This window comes from uncultured Sulfitobacter sp., assembly GCF_947500075.1.
Taxonomy (GTDB): Bacteria; Pseudomonadota; Alphaproteobacteria; order Rhodobacterales; family Rhodobacteraceae; genus Sulfitobacter.
The window spans coordinates 25,191-41,172 of the sequence record NZ_CANMQS010000006.1; the positions used below are offsets into that span (position 1 = coordinate 25,191).

Below are 15,982 nucleotides of genomic sequence, written 5' to 3' on the forward strand. Positions count from 1 at the left end.
AAACTGCCTCGGGTCGGGATCGTTATCGTCCCGTTGCCCATAAAGTACCCAAGGCCCCCGCTCAGGTCCAGACAATTGGGGCGGGCGCAGGGCTATTGTGGCATTTGGGCCAGTCTTGCAAAATCAGTCTGAAGACAGCGCGGCCTCTGCCGCGACGCCAAGGCGCAGCAGGTGTTCTTCCATCAACGGCGGGGCCATCATCATCAGCCCGCAGGACGGCGTGCCCGTGGGCAGGGTCAGCGCACACAGGCCCATCAGATTGCCAATCCGGGTGTTGCGCAGCGCCAGCAGGTTTTCCGACAGATAGTAATCGTGATCCTCCTCCAGCCGCTTGAGGTTTGGCGGCATGATGCAGGAAGAGGGCAGCAGCACCGCGTCATACCCCGCCACAGCGGTGTCATACCCCAGCCGCGCCGCTTCGAGCCTGGCCCAGGCGGAGACATAATCCGGCCCGGAATGATTGCCGCCCAGACGGAACCGCTCCAGAATTTCGTGGTACATCGCGTCCGGGCGCGCCTCAATCACATCGCGCCAAAGCCCGTAAGCCTCTGTTGTATAGAGACAAGTGGCAAGGGGCATGGCATCTGCCACCTCTGGCACCTCGATCCAGTCGATCTTTGCCCCCGCCGCTTTCAGCTTGTCGAGCGCGCCGGCAAAGGCGTCCGCAGGTTCATCGCGCATTTCATCTTGCGCCACGGTGCAGAGCACTGCCAAACGGCGGCCTTTCAGCGATGTGCCACGCAGATCAGCGGCCTTGCGCCCCTCCATCGCGGCCAGCAGCAGTGCTGCATCCTCAACCGAGCGGGTGAGCGGGCCGATGGTGTCGAATTTCAGCGCCAGCGGCACGACCCCTTCGAGCGTCAGACGGCCCGCAGTGGTTTTCAGGCCGACCAGATCGTTCCACGCCGCAGGGATGCGCACCGAACCGCCCGTATCAGACCCGATCCCCGCAGCCGCCAGATCAAAGGCGACCGAGGCCGCAGCACCAGAGGAAGACCCACCTGACACAGCGTCTTCATCGTTCACGCAAGGGGGTGTTGCGGTGCTGGGGTTGTAGCCGAGACCGGAAAAGGCCAACTCGCTCATGTGGGTTTTGCCAAGGCAGACCAGCCCCGCTGCCGTGGCATTGGTGAGCACGGTGGCGTCCAGATCAGGCACCCGGCCTTCCAGCAATTTCGATCCTGCCTCTGTCTTCACGCCAGCGGTATCGAACAGGTCTTTCCACGATATCGGCACACCATCGAGCGGCGACAAACGGTGACCTGTCTTCGCGCGTTCCGCTGCGGCGGTGGCTTCGGCCAGTGCCCGATCGTGGGTGACCCGCGCGTAGATGCGGTCTTTCATGGGGTGGGCATCGATGGCGTCCAGATAGGTCTGGCACAGTGCAACCGGGTCGATCTCTCCCGCGTCAATCCCCCGCCCCAGCGCTGCTGCGGTCATTTTCAGCCAGTCCTGCATGTCGTCTTCCCCTCCCCCCAATTTGCCGTGACGGTAGCGACGCTTGCGCGCATGGACAATCCCCTGCCCTGCGCCTTATGCAACGGTATGGAATTTGATCACGATATTGCGGTCATCGGCGGCGGGTTGAATGGCACCGCGCTGGCGTTGGCCTTGGCGCAGATTGGTCTGGATGTCTGCGTGATCGATCCCCATCCGGTGAAGCTGCGCAAGAATGCAGGGTTCGACGGGCGGTCCTATGCGTTGGCGCTGACCTCCACACGGCTGCTGGACGGGATCGGGCTGTGGGATGCGGTGGCGGATCACGCCCAGCCGATGTTGCAGATCAAGGTCACGGACGGGCGCGCGGGCGAAGGCCCTTCGCCGCTGTCGATGCAGTTTGATCATGCCGAGATCGAAGAAGGCCCGATGGGGTATATGGTCGAGGACCGCCATCTGCGGCGCGCCCTGCTGGACGCCGTGGGCGCGGCCAAGGGGCTGACGCGCTATGACAGACAATCTGTGGTGGCGCAGGATGCGGCGGGCGCGGGCATAGCGTTGACGTTGGACACGGGCAAGACGCTGCGCACCCGGCTGGCGGTGGGCGCGGATGGCCGGCGCAGCGACACGGCTGCGCGCGCTGGGATCAAACGCATCGGGTGGTCCTATGGCCAGACCGCATTGGTCTGCGCGATCAGTCACGCCGAACCGCATCACGGCATCGCGCATCAGTTCTTCATGCCGCCCGGCCCGCTGGCGATCCTGCCGCTGACCGGGAACCGATCCTCCATTGTGTGGAGCGAGACCGCCACCAACGCTGCTGCGATACATGGTTTGCCGGATGCGGCATATCTGGACGTCCTGCGCCCGCGTTTCGGCAGCTTTCTGGGAGAGATCAGTCTGGCTGGCGCCCGCTATACCTATCCCCTCGGACTGTCGCTGGCGCATCAGATGATTGCGCCACGGATCGCACTGGTGGGGGATGCGGCGCATGGGGTGCATCCCATCGCGGGGCAAGGATTGAACGCGGGCCTGCGCGACATTGCAGCCCTGGCAGAGGTGCTGGCCGATGCCCACCGCCGGGGGGAGGATTTCGGCGCAGAGACGGCATTGATCCAGTACCAGACATGGCGGCGGTTCGATAATGCAACGCTTGCGCTGGCGACAGATGGCTTCAATCGGCTGTTCTCTAACGACAATCCGATCATCCGCATGGCGCGGGACATTGGCATGGGCGCGATCAACGCGATGCCGGGTCTGCGGCGTGGGTTTATTCGTGAAGCAGCAGGATTGACCGGAGACCTGCCGCGCCTGATGCGCGGACAGCCGCTTTAGGCGAGCGCGCGCGCCTCATCAATCAGCATGACAGGAATGCCGTTGCGGATTGGGAAAGCAAGGTGAGCAGCGTCTGACACCAGTTCCTGCGCGTCCGCGTCGTAGCGCAGGGTGGTTTGGGTGCGGGGGCAAATCAACGCCTCCAGCATCCGGCGGTCGAAAGGGGTCTGTTCTTCGCTCATTGCAGCAACCCTTCGTCTTCACCGCCGCGCAGGGAGTATTCAATCAGCGTGACCAGCGTTTCACGCCGCGTCTCAAGCGAGGGCGCTTCGAGGAGCGCCTGCTTATCTTCCGGCTCAAATTCCAGCATCATCGACAGGGAGTTGATCAAAAGCTCATCCTCGGCTTCTTTCAGCGTGTCCCAGTCGGCAGACAGGCCCCGCACTTCAAAATAACGGCCCAGCGTTTCAAGGAAATGCGGGCGGTTGAAACCCAGATCAAAATCCTCTTTCCCCAGATCGCGCTCGAACCCTTCCCAACTCACCTCTCCCCGGCGGTAGGGTTGGAACCCGTCCAGTTCCTGCCGCAGCCGGAACCGGGAGACACCGCCAAGCGTGATCATGTAGCGCCCATCCTCCGTCTCCGAGAACTGGGTAATGCGGCCCGCACAGCCGATGGAATAGAGGCTGGGGCCATTGTCCCCCTCCTTGCCCTTGGCACGGCGGAGCGGTTGGATCATCCCGATGATACGCGCGTCTGTTTTCAGCGCGTCCTCGATCATCTGTAGATACCGCGGCTCAAATATGTGCAGCGGCAGGCGAGACCGGGGCAGCAGCAGCGCGCCACCCAGCGGAAACATCGGAATTGTATCTGGAAGATCTGTTGGCTTGATCATTTCAAACCACCTAGCGCGCCGATGTGATCAGGCAAATATCAGCGAACTTAATTTCCGCCGCCCGTTCAAAACCACCGGGTCTTCGGGCTTGAGTGCGTCGAAAATGGTGAAAAGCTGAGTTTTTGCAGCACCTTCATTCCATTCACGGTCGCGCTTGAAGAGCTCAAGCAGTTGCGCCACCGCCCCTTCTGCGTCGCCATTCGCATAAAGCGCCTGCGCCAGATCGAACCGCGCCTGATGATCGTTTTCATCCGCCTCAACCGCCGCTGTCAGGTCCGCGACCGGGCCCGCATCCGCTGCCTGTTTGGCAAGGTTGAGTTGCGCATGGGCCGCTTCCAGTTCCGGCGCGTTCGAGATTTCGATGGGCGCGCCGTTGAGCAGGGCTTCGGCCTGTTCCAGATCGTCCGCCGCGATATAGGCACGCACCATGCCGCCGTAGGCCGCCGCGTTCTGCGGGTCTTCGCCCAGGATCGCGGCAAAGGTTTGCGCGGCATCCGCCGCCGCCCCTTCGGCCAGCATTTCCTCTGCCGCTTCAATGGCTTCCGCAAGGCCGTCACCGCCCGCTTCACCGCCGCCTGCGGCAACAACACGGTCCACAAATGCCTTCAATTCGGACTGCGGCACAGCGCCCTGAAAGCCATCAATCGGTTGCCCCTTGTGGAAGGCAAAGACCGTCGGGATCGACTGGATCTGCAACTGCCCCGCGATCATCTGCGCCTCATCCACGTTGACCTTGGCCATCCTCACCGCCCCTTTGGCGGCGCGCACGGCGTCTTCCAGCATCGGGCCGAGTGTCTTGCACGGGCCGCACCATGGGGCCCAGAAATCAACGATCACCGGGACGGTTTGGGAAGCCTCGACCACATCGGACATGAAGGTCGCTTCCGACACATCCTTGATCAGGTCGGCATCATCGGCAGGCGCGCCAGCGTTCAGGTTCAGTTCCATGTCGTATATCCTCGCGATCCGCGTTTGCCCCTATATGAGGGCTGCGCGGGTGATGTCAAAGGTCGAAGGTGGCAAAAACCGGGGCGTGGTCGCTGGGCTGCTCCCATCCGCGCACATCGCGCAGCACCCGGCTGGAGTGTGCGGCATTGGCGATGTCGGGCGTGGCCCAGACGTGATCGAGCCTGCGCCCCTTGTCGGCCCCGTTCCAATCGGGTGAACGGTAAGACCACCAGCTGTAGAGCCGCCCCTCGGGGATGTCCTTGCGGGTGATGTCCACCCATTTGCCCGCATCCTGCGTTTCGGCCAAGGCTTCCACCTCAATGGGCGTGTGGCTGACAACTTTCAGCAGTTTCTTGTGGTCCCAAACGTCATCCTCACGCGGGGCGATGTTCAGATCGCCGACAAGGATCGACTTTGCCGGAGCGTCCTTGTGGAACCAGTCGCGCATCTCAGTCAGGTAATCGAGCTTCTGGCCGAATTTCTCATTCACCGCGCGGTCGGGTTTGTCACCGCCCGCAGGCACATAGAAGTTGTGGATGGTGGTGCCGTTCTCCAGCCGCCCCGCGATGTGGCGGGCGTGGCCCAGCGAGGCGAAATCCTCTGCGCCTGCTTCCTCAATCGGCAGACGGGAAAGGATTGCGACGCCGTTGTAGCCCTTCTGACCACGCGCCACCGTGTGGCTGTAGCCTGCGGCCTGAAACACCTCCATCGGGATCTTGTCGACGGGGCTTTTGCACTCCTGTAGGCAGAGAACATCCGGGCCTTCCTCCGCCAACAGACGGGTGACCAGCGGCGCACGCAGTCGGACCGAGTTGATGTTCCAGGTGGCGAGGGTGAATGGCATGAGGCAGCTCCGGCAGATGGGGTTGCGCGCAACCTAACGCGTGCTCCCGCCAGCCGCCATCGCCAAATCAGACCCCGTTGGGTGCAAGGATCACTTTGCCTGTGCGTTCACCCGCCCAGGAGACTTTCGCCGCCTCTGCCACGTCATCAAGGCTGAAGTGCGCAGCCACGGGTGCGTGCAAAGTGCCTGCCAGCACCGCTTTGGTCAGCTCACCATAAAGCGCACGCCGGGTATCGCCGCTGGCCTGCTGGAACCAAGTCATCAGCCAGAAACCGCGCATTTTCAGATCATTGAAGATCAGCATCCCCGCATCCACCGTGCAGGGCTGTTGCGACATGCCGCCGTAGTTCACCAATGTGCCGCCGCGTTCCAGCGTCTGCGCCAGACGACCAAAGGTATCCCCCGCCACCGCATCAATCCCCAGCTTCATCTTCGCCCCGGTGGCCGCCTTGACCTCCGATGCCAGATCCGGCCCATCCACCAGAACGATGTCCGCGCCCAGTTCTTTCAGCCCGGCGATTGCACTTTCGCGGCGCACCACGCTGACAACGTTGATGCCTGCGGCTCTGGCCAATTGCACCAGATATCCGCCCACAGCCGAATTCGCGGCGGACTGGATCATCCAATCGCCCTCCTTGAGGTCCACAAACTCCGTCAGCAGCAATTGTGCGGTGGCCGGATTGACCAGCAGCATCGACAATTGGTCCAGATCCCCTTCGGGCAGCGGCACCAGCGCGCGCGGATTGCAGACCACTTCGCTGACCCATGTGCCGTCTCCGGCAGGCAGAAGAACCAACTGTCCATTGCCTTCCCCCTCGACAATACGTCCCAGCCCTTCGTTCCCGGCGGTGGCGGGCAGCGGTGGCTTTACCCCGTATTCACCTGCTATCTGGATCAGGTCAGACGGGTTGATCGGCGCCCGCAAGACTTCAACGCGCACCTGCCCCTCGGCCAAAGGAGCACTGGGTTCCTCAACCACCTGCAAGACTTTCGCCGGATTACCGAATGTTTCGTAGATCACTTTTTTCATGATGGTCTCCCCTTTGGGGGACACCGTGCCATGCGTGACCACAGACAACCAGACCCGCGCCCCAACGTCACATGCGACTTTCCGCTGCACAAAAAAAGAGGCCAGGCACAAGGCCTGGCCCAAGTCCAACAGGGAGGTATGTGTCATTACCCGGACACAAACTTCGGGATCTTCCACCGGGGGAACGTCATGAAAACCGTTCCTCCAGTATATGTACGCGCGAGATCGGAAAAAGTTCAGAAGATCACGACATTAATCTGTACCCACCACTTTCCGTAACAAGAAGGCGTGCGTTTGACGGATCTGGTTCAATTTTTTGGCGGAGCCGATAAATATGCGTCTCCAGCGTGTGGGTGGTGACACCGGCGTTGTATCCCCAGACCTCGTGCAGCAGCACATCGCGCGGCACCACACCGTCATTGGAGCGGTAGAGGAACTTGAGAATGTTCGTCTCTTTCTCCGTCAGACGCACCTTTTTGTCGTCTTCAGTGATCAGCATCTTCATGGATGGCTTGAAGGTATAGGGCCCAAGCTGGAACACGGCGTCCTCGGACTGCTCATGCTGGCGCAGCTGGGCGCGGATGCGGGCCAGCAACACGGGAAACTTGAAGGGTTTGGAGACGTAGTCATTCGCCCCCGCGTCCAGCCCCAGAATGGTGTCTGCATCACCGTCATGGCCGGTCAGCATCATGATCGGGCTTTTGACGCCCTGTTTGCGCATCAAGCGGCACAGCTCGCGCCCATCTGTATCGGGCAGCCCCACGTCGAGGATGACCAGATCATACAACGCCTCCTTGGCGCGGGACATCCCATCGGCTCCGTTCGCGGCCTCAAAGACATCAAAGTCCTCTGTCATGATCAATTGTTCGCTCAACGCTTCGCGCAGATCATCATCATCGTCCACGAGCAGGATTTTTTTCAACTGGGCCATGGTCACTCTCTTGGTTGCCTGCCCTATAGATGTGCGGCACAGGCCTGTAGGGCAAGGAATGCAGCTCAGGTTTCACGCCCTCGTGTCGCAGGGACCTCTAATGTTTCAATTTGGGGGGCATTGGCCTAGATATGTTTCAGAACACACACGAAAACCGGACCCGCAGATGAGCCTTGGCCCCGACATTACCGAACAACTGGCCCGCGCCCGCGCTGATCTGCGCATGGGTGTGCCGGTGGTGTTGCGCGGGCCATTGCCCGCCCTTGTGCTGGCAGCAGAGACCCTGTCGCCACAGCGGCTGGCGGATGTGCTGGCGCTTGGCGGCTCCCCGGTGCTGGCCATCACGGCGCGGCGGGCGGCAACGTTGAAGGCGCATGTCTATGACGGTGATCTGGCACGGGTGAACCTGCCTGCGGATGCGACCCCCGCCTGGGTCCAAAGCATCGCGGACCCCGCGGATGATCTGCGCGCGCCGATGAAAGGCCCGTTTGTCTGCGCCCGCGGCGGCGACGTCCGCGCCCACCGCACTGCATTGGCGTTGTGCAAGGGCGCGCGGCTGTTGCCTGCGGCCTTGATCCTCGACCTGCCAGCAGGCTCAGCTCTAGGGCGTGTGGCAGGGCTGACGGAACTCGCATTGGAGGCAGCCGCCGCCACCCTTGAGCATTCAAGCCCCCTGCATCCGGTGGTGAACGCGCGCCTGCCGATGGATGTCTCTGAGGCGGGTCGGCTGCACATTTTCCGCCCCGAAGACGGCGGAGAGGAGCATTACGCCATCGAAATCGGCCGCCCGGATCGCGCCAAACCGGTGCTCAGCCGCCTGCATTCCGCGTGCTTTACCGGCGATCTGATGGGCAGCCTCAAATGCGATTGCGGCCCGCAATTGCGCGCCGCCCTCGCCCAGATGGGAGAGGAAGGACACGGCGTGCTCCTCTACCTCAATCAGGAGGGGCGCGGGATCGGGCTGGCCAACAAGATGCGCGCCTATTCGTTGCAGGACCAGGGCTTCGACACGGTGGAGGCAAACCACAGGCTGGGCTTTGAAGATGATGAACGGGATTTTCAGATCGGCGCCAACATCCTGAAATCCATGGGCTTCTCTGCTGTACGCCTGCTCACGAACAATCCACGCAAGGTGGAGATGATGGAGATGAGCGGCGTCGCTGTTGCAGAACGGGTGGCGCTGCGCGTGGGCGAGAATCGCCATAACGCGGGCTATCTGGCGACAAAGGCCAGGAAGTCCGGGCATCTTCTGTGACACCGGACGATCTGGTCCTGACCCCGCGTGGCGTGCGGTTTCAGGGGCGATACTATCCCTGTACCATCGGCAAGGGCGGGTTGACCCGCCACAAAGCCGAAGGGGATGGCGGCACACCCTATGGCATTCACCGCATCACCGGCATGCTTTATCGGCCGGACCGCATGGCATGCCCCACCGGTTGGGCCGTGCCCATTGGCCCTGGAGATCTGTGGTCAGATGACCCCAAGGCGGATGATTACAATACCATGGTCCGCGCGCCCTATGGGTTCAGCCACGAAGTGCTGCGCCGCCCGGATCCGCTGTATGATCTGGTGATCCTGACCGACTGGAACTGGCCCTACGCCGTGTCGGCTCGCGGCTCCGCGATCTTCATCCACCAATGGCGCAGACCCGGCGCGCCCACCGAAGGCTGCATCGCCTTTCCCCGATGGGCGCTTCGCCAGATTGCGCAACGGATTCGACACAAGACAAGACTTATCGTGAAGTAAGAGCGCACCACCCCTTCCAAATGGTTCAAAAAACCCCGCCGGAGGCACAAAATCGAAAGGCGGACCCCATCAAACCGCGACCCGTTCTCCGAAAATCGCCGATCCCACCCGTACATGGGTCGCACCCAGCGCAATCGCCCGCTCAAAATCGCTGCTCATCCCCATGGACAGCCCCTGCAATCCGTTCCGCTCGGCAATCTTGGCCAGTAGCGCGAAATGCAGGCTGGGCTCTTCCTCGACAGGCGGGATACACATCAGGCCTTTGACCGGCAGATCCAGTGCGCGGCATTCGGCGATGAAGGCATCCGCGTCCATCGGCAGCGCGCCTGCCTTTTGCGGCTCTTCGCCGGTATTGATCTGAATGAACAGATCCGGACAGGCCCCTTCCTCCTGCGCCAGCCGCGCAAGGGTCTTGGCCAGTTTCGCGCGATCCACCGAATGGATCGCATCGAACAGCCCCATCGCCTGCCGCGCCTTGTTGGTTTGCAAGGGTCCGATGAGATGCAGGTCAATGCCGTCAAAACGCTCCCGGAACATCGGCCATTTCCCCGCCGCTTCCTGGACCTTGTTTTCGCCGTAACACCGGTGACCCTGCTCCAGCACGGCCTCGACCCGGTCGTTCGGTTGAACCTTGCTCACCGCGATCAGCTTGACCGATCCGGGTGCACGACCTGCGCCTGCTTCGGCAGAAGCGATGCGGGTGATAATATCTGATAGGCCCATGCAGCGTTTCTCCGGTTTTGGGTCGGGTTCATTAGGACCGCGACAAAACACCAGCACTGCGAAAAAGAAAAGGGGCGGACCAAAGGCCCGCCCCAAATCATGTGGTAGATACGTTCAACTTAGAAGTTGAAGCGCACACCGAAGTCAGCACTTGTACCACCGCTCAGACGCTTGGCGATACCACCGCGCAGCGATGTACCGCCGCCCAGGTCGTGGTTGAAGTCGATGCCGTAGCCTGTGTCAGGCTGGTTGTCTGCGTCAGCAATGTAAGCTTCGATGTTTGTGGCTGCGCCAACGTCGAATTTTGCTGCGAGAACAACGTGGTCACCATTTGTGCCGTTGTCAGCCCATGTCAGGAATACGTCGGCTGGGCCGATGGAACCACCGATGGATGCAGTCACTTCGGTGTCTGTTGCCAGGTCGGAGTCCTGCACACCCAAAGCAGCTGTCCAGCCGCTGAATGTGTATGCGATGTGACCCGCAACACGATCGTTGGTGTCGGAAGCAGACACGTGGATGCTCAGATCACCAGCGGAGTAGATTGCTTCAACACCGTTGGAACCTGCGGAACCTGCGCCACCGGAAGAGTAGGCATCTGCGCCGAAGGCATAGGCAGTGTAGTCATAGCCCAGACCGGTCAGGCCGAGGTCAATTGGGTACTGACCAGGCATGAATTCGATCGCGCCGAAGATGTTACCAACACCAACTTCCAGGCCACCGGAGCGAGCGAAGAAGCGAACGCCGTTGATGCCTGTGCCGGAGTTGCCAGCTTCTGCAACTGCGTCTGTTTCGTTCTGCTGGATACGCGCCCGTGCACCGAATGTGATGCCGGAGTCGGATTCAGCGGATACGTCGATCTGCAGGCGGAAACGGCTTGTGATGTCGACAGAGTCGTCACCGGCTGTACCATCAATTGCGTCCAGTGCGGCTGCATCGTTAGCAGCTGTTGCAGCGGCTGCATCAGCAGCTGCGATGTCCGCAGCAGTCAATGTGCCGTTTGCAGTGTTGGTCGCAACTGTCGCAGCAGCTGCGGCGGACGCGGCCGCGGAAGCTGTTGCAGCAGCCTGAGCGGCTGCGATCTGCGCTGCTGTACCAGTGGCCGCAACTGCGGGTGTGTCCTGATAGATGACACCAAAGCGGCCATAACCGCTAAAGCTTACGTCTGCTGCTGCAACGCTGGCTGTCGCGACCAGAGCTGTTGTAGCGAAGAGAACTTTTTTCATGAGTTTTCCCTCGGTTTGAAATCATATGCCCAGACCGGGGAATCCGGAAAGGGTATGCAGGGTGTTTGCATCCAATGGCCTGTCCTTTGCAAGAAGCCTGAAACCACGGCCTGCATTGCCGCATCCAATGGTGCACCTTTGCCACAGTTTTCCCACCTTACCCCGGCTGACTGGCCTAAATCCCCTATTCTAAAGGTCGATAGCCCGCACAACAGTACCGCACATATGCCTTGCCCCGCCCCCACGGCTTGGGTAGACCAAAGTGCAAACAGGCAAAGGATGGCTGGAATGACTCCTCGGACAGCTGGTAGAATCGCTCTTATTTTGGTGGCCATTGCATCTTTGGCGGCATGTGGCACTCGGTTTGGCTCGCCAGCGACAGAGCGGCCAGAGTATTACAACAATCAAAACATCCCCAGTAGCGTAGAATCCAACCCGAATAATACAGTCTGGTCAATCTTCCGGGCGCGTCAGGTGGACAATACGGTATCCGTCAACAAATACCTCTGGTCCGCTTCACTGGAAGTGCTGAACTTCCTGCCTGTGCAGTCCGTTGACCCCTATACCGGCGTCATCGTCACCGGCTATGGCACGCCACCGGGTGGCGGCAGATCCTACCGCGCGACGGTACTGATTGACGATCCGGCGCTTGACGCCCGCTCTCTCAATGTTGCGCTGCAAACCAGCGGCGGTCGCCCGGTCAGCGCGGCAACGGCCCGCGCGGTTGAGGACGCGATCCTATCGCGCGCCCGTGAAATGCGCATCGCCGACAACCGTTTCTAAGCCCCAGCGCTTAACGCCAATCTTGTCGCCGGGCCCTGTAGCAACCAGCAGCCCGGCGTTTTTATGTTCTACGAAAGCATCCGATGACCCGCTACACCCCGTCCGAAATTGAAGCCCGCTGGCAAGCTGCCTGGGAAGAGAGTGCCGTTTTCAAGGCCGTCCGCTCTGCCGACAAGCCAAAGTACTATGTGCTTGAGATGTTCCCCTACCCCTCGGGCCGCATCCACATGGGGCACGTGCGCAACTACACCATGGGCGACGTGATCGCGCGCTACAAGCTGGCTACGGGGCATAACGTGCTGCACCCGATGGGGTGGGACGCCTTTGGGATGCCTGCCGAAAACGCCGCCATGGCGATTGGCGGCCATCCAAAGGACTGGACCTATGGCAACATCAAGGACATGCGCGACCAGATGAAACCGCTGGGCCTGTCGATTGACTGGTCCCGCGAATTCGCAACCTGTGATCCGGAATATTACGGCCAGCAACAGGCGCTTTTCCTTGATTTCCTTGCCGAAGGCCTTGTGTACCGCAAGAACGCCATCGTGAACTGGGATCCGGTCGATATGACCGTGCTGGCCAATGAACAGGTCGAAGCCGGCCGCGGCTGGCGCTCTGGCGCATTGGTGGAACGGCGGGAACTCACCCAGTGGTTCTTCAAGATTTCCGACCATTCAGAGGAATTGCTGAGCGCGCTTGAAACCCTTGATAATTGGCCTGCCAAGGTCAAACTCATGCAAGCCAACTGGATCGGCAAATCGCGTGGCTTGCAGTTTGCCTTCTCCACCGTGAACGCACCTGAAGGGCATGACCGGATTGAGGTCTATACCACACGGCCCGACACGCTGTTGGGCGCGTCATTCGTGGGCGTCTCCCCCGATCACCCGCTCGCCAAAGAGCTTGAGAGAGGCAACCCGGATGTCGCCGCTTTCTGTGCGGAATGCCGCAAGGGTGGCACAACGGAAGAAGCGATTGAAACGGCAGAGAAGCTGGGCTTTGACACGGGCATCACCGTGCGCCACCCCTTTGATACGGCGCATGAATTGCCGGTCTATATCGCCAACTTCATCCTGATGGACTACGGCACGGGTGCCATCTTCGGCTGCCCCGCCCATGATGAGCGGGATTTCGAATTCGCCACAAAGTACGGCTTGCCGATCATCTCCACCTATTTGCCGTCCGAGGACAGCGCGGACGTGCTGGAAGAGGCATATGTGCCCGCCAAGACGGACAAGGTTTTCTACAACCGCGGCTTCGCGGGAGAGCAATGGCAGACCGGCAGTGAGGCCATTGATACCGCCATTGCCTTTTGCGAATCCAACGGCGTGGGGCAAGGCGTCACCAAATTCCGCCTGCGCGACTGGGGGTTGAGCCGCCAGCGCTATTGGGGCTGCCCCATCCCGGTGGTGCATTGCGACACCTGCGGCGTGGTGCCCGAAAAGAAAGAGAACCTGCCGATCGAGCTGCCCTATGACGTGAGCTTTGACACGCCGGGCAACCCGCTTGACCGTCATCCGACATGGCGCGACTGCGCCTGCCCGTCCTGTGGCGCCCCTGCCAGACGTGAAACGGACACGATGGACACCTTTGTGGACAGCTCGTGGTACTTCGCACGGTTCACGGCACCCGACGCAGACACCCCGACTGTGATGGAGGACGCCTCCTACTGGATGAATGTGGACCAGTATATCGGCGGGATCGAGCATGCGATCTTGCACCTGCTCTATTCGCGCTTCTTCGCCCGTGCGATGCAGATCACCGGGCATCTGCCGGAAAGCGCGGTCGAACCCTTCGATGCGCTCTTTACCCAAGGCATGGTGACCCATGAGATTTACCAAACCCATGGCCGTACCCGCGCCGGTGACCGGCGCGGCGAAGGTGTGCCTTTCACCCGCTATCACTTCCCCGAAGAAGTGACCCAGCGCGATGGCAAGATGGTGCTCATCACCGACGGCACGGAGGTGGAGATTGTGCCGTCCGCCAAGATGTCGAAATCCAAAAAGAACGTTGTGGACCCGCTGAACATCATCTCTGCCTACGGCGCCGACACCGCCCGCTGGTTCGTGTTGAGCGATTCGCCTCCCGAACGGGACGTGGAGTGGACGGCCAGCGGTGCCGAAGCTGCGCACAAGCACCTCAGCCGCGTCTGGAACCTCTGCGACCGCATCAGCGCGATGGACAAGGACGCCAAGGGTGAAGGCGACGACGACCTGTTGCGCGCCATGCACAAGACCAGCCATGATGTGACCATGGGGGTGGAGAGCTTTGGCTTTAATGCTGCCATCGCAAAGCTTTATGCTTTCACTGCGACCTTGCAAAAGTCCAAGGCCAGCCACGCGGCACAACGTGAAGCCGTGATGACGCTGGCGCAGCTGATGTCACCGATGACCCCGCATTTGTCCGAAGACATCTGGGCCCATCAGGGTGGCGAAGGGCTGATCGTGACGGCCCCCTGGCCGCAGGCGGATGAGGCGATGCTGGTGGATGACACGGTCACCCTGCCCATTCAGGTCAACGGCAAACGCCGCGCGGAAATACAGGTTCCTGCCGACATGCCGAAAGAAGAGGTTGAAAAGATCGCGCTGGCCCACGAAGCTGTCGTTCGAACCCTTGATGGAGCGGCACCCAAGAAAGTCATCGTGGTGCCCGGACGGATTGTGAATGTCGTTGCCTAACTATCGCGCCCTGTTGTTCGTGCTGCCGCTGCTGGCGGCCTGCGGGTTCACGCCTGTTTACGGCCCCGGAGGCAGCGGCGGCGCGTTGCAAAATCGCGTGCTGGTCACCGCGCCCGAAGACCGCAACAGCTTCGTGCTGACCCGCGAAATTGAAACACGGTTGGGCCGGGCGAACAGCCCGGCATATGGGCTCGACGTCACGATCACCACGACCGAGGAACGCATCGCCATTGACCGCGAAGGCAACACAACGCGCTTCAATCTGGTCGGCGTGGCGGATTACGCGCTGCGCGATACCGCCACGGGTCAGATCGTCACCTCCGGCACGGTGGAGAACTTCACCGGCTATTCTGCGACAGGCACCACAGTGGCCACACTGGCGGGCGAGCAGGACGCGCAGGAGCGTCTGATGACCATTCTGGCCGAACAGATCGTGACGCGGCTTTATGCTGCTGATCTGGGCCAATGAAGCTCAGCCCGCGCGAGGCGACCGGGTATTTTGCCAAACCTGACCCTGCCAAAACGGGCTTGCTGATCTATGGCAGCGACGCAATGCGGGTCGCCCTGAAACGGCAGGAAGTGTTGAAAGCGCTCCTTGGTCCCGCAGCAGAAGAAGAAATGCGCCTGACCCGCATTCCTGCGGCGGATCTGCGTAAAGACCCCGCAATGCTGATGGATGCGATCAAAGCCGTCGGTTTCTTCCCCGGCCCGCGCGCGGCCTTTGTCGAAGACGCCAACGAAAATGTCGCCAAGCCCGTGCTGGACGCATTGGCAGACTGGCAACCGGGGGATGCGCAGATCATCGTGACCGCTGGCGCGCTCAAGAAAACCTCGAAAATCCTCAAGGCATTTGAAGCGCATCAAAACACCTATGCCACGGCGATCTACGACGATCCCCCCGACCGGGCAGAGATTGAACGCATGTTGGCCGAGGCCAGGCTGCGCCCCGAAGGGGACGCGATGGCGGTGCTGACCGATCTGGCACAGGCGCTGGATCCGGGCGATTTTCGCCAGACACTGGAAAAGCTGTCCTTGTACAAAAGCGGCGATGACACGCCCCTGTCCGCCGATGACATTGCCAATTGCGCACCGACCTCCACCGAAGCCGATGTAGACGACATCCTGCATGTGGTGGCTGAAGCCCGCGCCGCAGAGATCGGCCCGGTGATGCAAAAGCTGCAAGCCCAAGGGGTGAATGCGGTCACGCTGACGATTATGGCCACCCGGCATTTCATGACCCTCTACCGTGTTGCCGCCAACCCCGGCGCGCCAATGTGGGGTGTGCGCGACCGCGCGCGCGCCACGCGGCAGGCCCAAAGCTGGGGCGCGGCCAAGCTGGAAACCGCCCTGGGCGTGTTGACCGAAACCGATCTGACCCTGCGATCCGCAGGGCAACATGCGCCTGCGCTGGCTTTGGTCGAACGCGCGTTCATCCGGCTGGCGATGCTGGGCGCGCAAAGATAAGTTCAAGG

At 61.2% G+C, this 15,982-nt stretch carries 16 protein-coding genes; 7 read left to right on the forward strand and 9 right to left on the reverse strand.

Annotation, left to right across the window (positions count from 1 at the left end):
• Positions 1-123: 123 nt before the first annotated feature.
• Complete coding sequence (locus Q1A91_RS17790) at positions 124-1,458, reverse strand: amidase (protein WP_299880636.1); 1,335 nt, start codon at positions 1,456-1,458, stop codon at positions 124-126.
• 87 nt (positions 1,459-1,545) lie between these two features.
• On the opposite strand from Q1A91_RS17790, the gene Q1A91_RS17795 reads away from it, so the two are divergent.
• Positions 1,546-2,772 (forward strand): FAD-dependent monooxygenase, encoded by a 1,227-nt coding sequence (locus Q1A91_RS17795; RefSeq protein ID WP_299880639.1) that lies wholly within the window; start codon positions 1,546-1,548, stop codon positions 2,770-2,772.
• On the opposite strand, the gene Q1A91_RS17800 is transcribed toward Q1A91_RS17795, so the two are convergent.
• The 6 genes from Q1A91_RS17800 to Q1A91_RS17825 form a co-directional block, all read right to left on the reverse strand.
• On the reverse strand, positions 2,769-2,954 hold the full coding sequence (locus Q1A91_RS17800; protein WP_299880641.1) for a Trm112 family protein: 186 nt from the start codon (positions 2,952-2,954) through the stop codon (positions 2,769-2,771). The genes Q1A91_RS17795 and Q1A91_RS17800 overlap by 4 nt on opposite strands.
• A complete protein-coding gene (locus tag Q1A91_RS17805) occupies positions 2,951-3,607 on the reverse strand; it encodes an LON peptidase substrate-binding domain-containing protein (RefSeq protein WP_299880644.1) in 657 nt (218 codons plus the stop codon). The genes Q1A91_RS17800 and Q1A91_RS17805 overlap by 4 nt, the downstream gene beginning before the upstream one ends.
• A 27-nt stretch (positions 3,608-3,634) precedes the next feature.
• The gene (gene trxA, locus Q1A91_RS17810; RefSeq protein WP_299880647.1) at positions 3,635-4,555 is read right to left on the reverse strand and encodes a thioredoxin; all 921 of its coding nucleotides are present in this window, start codon (positions 4,553-4,555) and stop codon (positions 3,635-3,637) included.
• A 55-nt stretch (positions 4,556-4,610) separates the two neighbouring features.
• Positions 4,611-5,399 carry an exodeoxyribonuclease III gene (locus Q1A91_RS17815; protein WP_299880650.1) on the reverse strand — a complete coding sequence of 263 codons (789 nt, stop codon included), beginning with the start codon at positions 5,397-5,399 and terminating at the stop codon, positions 4,611-4,613.
• Between the two features lie 67 nt (positions 5,400-5,466).
• Complete coding sequence (locus Q1A91_RS17820; protein WP_299880653.1) at positions 5,467-6,429, reverse strand: zinc-dependent alcohol dehydrogenase family protein; 963 nt, start codon at positions 6,427-6,429, stop codon at positions 5,467-5,469.
• Between the two features lie 244 nt (positions 6,430-6,673).
• Positions 6,674-7,360: a response regulator transcription factor gene (locus Q1A91_RS17825; protein WP_299880656.1), complete on the reverse strand. Its 687-nt coding sequence runs from the start codon at positions 7,358-7,360 to the stop codon at positions 6,674-6,676.
• A 166-nt stretch (positions 7,361-7,526) separates the two neighbouring features.
• Here Q1A91_RS17825 and ribA point away from each other — a divergent pair, with 166 nt between their 5' ends.
• On the forward strand, positions 7,527-8,615 hold the full coding sequence (ribA, locus tag Q1A91_RS17830; RefSeq protein WP_299880659.1) for a GTP cyclohydrolase II: 1,089 nt from the start codon (positions 7,527-7,529) through the stop codon (positions 8,613-8,615).
• Positions 8,612-9,106: a L,D-transpeptidase family protein gene (locus tag Q1A91_RS17835; RefSeq protein WP_299880662.1), complete on the forward strand. Its 495-nt coding sequence runs from the start codon at positions 8,612-8,614 to the stop codon at positions 9,104-9,106. The genes ribA and Q1A91_RS17835 overlap by 4 nt, the downstream gene beginning before the upstream one ends.
• A gap of 69 nt (positions 9,107-9,175) precedes the next feature.
• Here Q1A91_RS17835 and Q1A91_RS17840 read toward each other — a convergent pair whose 3' ends face one another.
• Both Q1A91_RS17840 and Q1A91_RS17845 read right to left on the reverse strand, forming a co-directional pair.
• A complete protein-coding gene (locus Q1A91_RS17840) occupies positions 9,176-9,829 on the reverse strand; it encodes a YggS family pyridoxal phosphate-dependent enzyme (protein ID WP_299880665.1) in 654 nt (217 codons plus the stop codon).
• A gap of 119 nt (positions 9,830-9,948) precedes the next feature.
• Positions 9,949-11,052: a porin gene (locus tag Q1A91_RS17845; RefSeq protein WP_299880668.1), complete on the reverse strand. Its 1,104-nt coding sequence runs from the start codon at positions 11,050-11,052 to the stop codon at positions 9,949-9,951.
• 288 nt (positions 11,053-11,340) lie between these two features.
• Here Q1A91_RS17845 and Q1A91_RS17850 point away from each other — a divergent pair, with 288 nt between their 5' ends.
• From Q1A91_RS17850 to holA, 4 genes are all read left to right on the forward strand, one after another.
• On the forward strand, positions 11,341-11,835 hold the full coding sequence (locus Q1A91_RS17850; protein ID WP_299880671.1) for a DUF3576 domain-containing protein: 495 nt from the start codon (positions 11,341-11,343) through the stop codon (positions 11,833-11,835).
• An 83-nt stretch (positions 11,836-11,918) separates the two neighbouring features.
• A complete protein-coding gene (gene leuS / locus Q1A91_RS17855; protein ID WP_299880674.1) occupies positions 11,919-14,510 on the forward strand; it encodes a leucine--tRNA ligase in 2,592 nt (863 codons plus the stop codon).
• Complete coding sequence (gene lptE, locus Q1A91_RS17860; protein WP_299880677.1) at positions 14,497-14,979, forward strand: LPS assembly lipoprotein LptE; 483 nt, start codon at positions 14,497-14,499, stop codon at positions 14,977-14,979. The genes leuS and lptE overlap by 14 nt, the downstream gene beginning before the upstream one ends.
• Positions 14,976-15,974: a DNA polymerase III subunit delta gene (gene holA / locus Q1A91_RS17865; protein ID WP_299880680.1), complete on the forward strand. Its 999-nt coding sequence runs from the start codon at positions 14,976-14,978 to the stop codon at positions 15,972-15,974. Before lptE ends, holA begins: the two co-directional genes overlap by 4 nt.
• Positions 15,975-15,982: the final 8 nt, after the last annotated feature.

What these genes read in the sequence shown, in the direction of transcription:
- Q1A91_RS17850 (WP_299880671.1), top strand. Translation starts at nt 11,341, where the DNA reads ATGACTCCTCGGACAGCTGGTAGAATCGCTCTTATTTTGGTGGCCATT.
- lptE (WP_299880677.1), top strand. Translation starts at nt 14,497, where the DNA reads ATGTCGTTGCCTAACTATCGCGCCCTGTTGTTCGTGCTGCCGCTGCTG.
- ribA (WP_299880659.1), top strand. Translation starts at nt 7,527, where the DNA reads ATGAGCCTTGGCCCCGACATTACCGAACAACTGGCCCGCGCCCGCGCT.
- trxA (WP_299880647.1), bottom strand. Translation starts at nt 4,555, where the DNA reads ATGGAACTGAACCTGAACGCTGGCGCGCCTGCCGATGATGCCGACCTG.
- Q1A91_RS17795 (WP_299880639.1), top strand. Translation starts at nt 1,546, where the DNA reads ATGGAATTTGATCACGATATTGCGGTCATCGGCGGCGGGTTGAATGGC.
- leuS (WP_299880674.1), top strand. Translation starts at nt 11,919, where the DNA reads ATGACCCGCTACACCCCGTCCGAAATTGAAGCCCGCTGGCAAGCTGCC.
- Q1A91_RS17845 (WP_299880668.1), bottom strand. Translation starts at nt 11,052, where the DNA reads ATGAAAAAAGTTCTCTTCGCTACAACAGCTCTGGTCGCGACAGCCAGC.
- Q1A91_RS17840 (WP_299880665.1), bottom strand. Translation starts at nt 9,829, where the DNA reads ATGGGCCTATCAGATATTATCACCCGCATCGCTTCTGCCGAAGCAGGC.
- Q1A91_RS17790 (WP_299880636.1), bottom strand. Translation starts at nt 1,458, where the DNA reads ATGCAGGACTGGCTGAAAATGACCGCAGCAGCGCTGGGGCGGGGGATT.
- holA (WP_299880680.1), top strand. Translation starts at nt 14,976, where the DNA reads ATGAAGCTCAGCCCGCGCGAGGCGACCGGGTATTTTGCCAAACCTGAC.
- Q1A91_RS17825 (WP_299880656.1), bottom strand. Translation starts at nt 7,360, where the DNA reads ATGGCCCAGTTGAAAAAAATCCTGCTCGTGGACGATGATGATGATCTG.
- Q1A91_RS17815 (WP_299880650.1), bottom strand. Translation starts at nt 5,399, where the DNA reads ATGCCATTCACCCTCGCCACCTGGAACATCAACTCGGTCCGACTGCGT.
- Q1A91_RS17800 (WP_299880641.1), bottom strand. Translation starts at nt 2,954, where the DNA reads ATGAGCGAAGAACAGACCCCTTTCGACCGCCGGATGCTGGAGGCGTTG.
- Q1A91_RS17805 (WP_299880644.1), bottom strand. Translation starts at nt 3,607, where the DNA reads ATGATCAAGCCAACAGATCTTCCAGATACAATTCCGATGTTTCCGCTG.
- Q1A91_RS17820 (WP_299880653.1), bottom strand. Translation starts at nt 6,429, where the DNA reads ATGAAAAAAGTGATCTACGAAACATTCGGTAATCCGGCGAAAGTCTTG.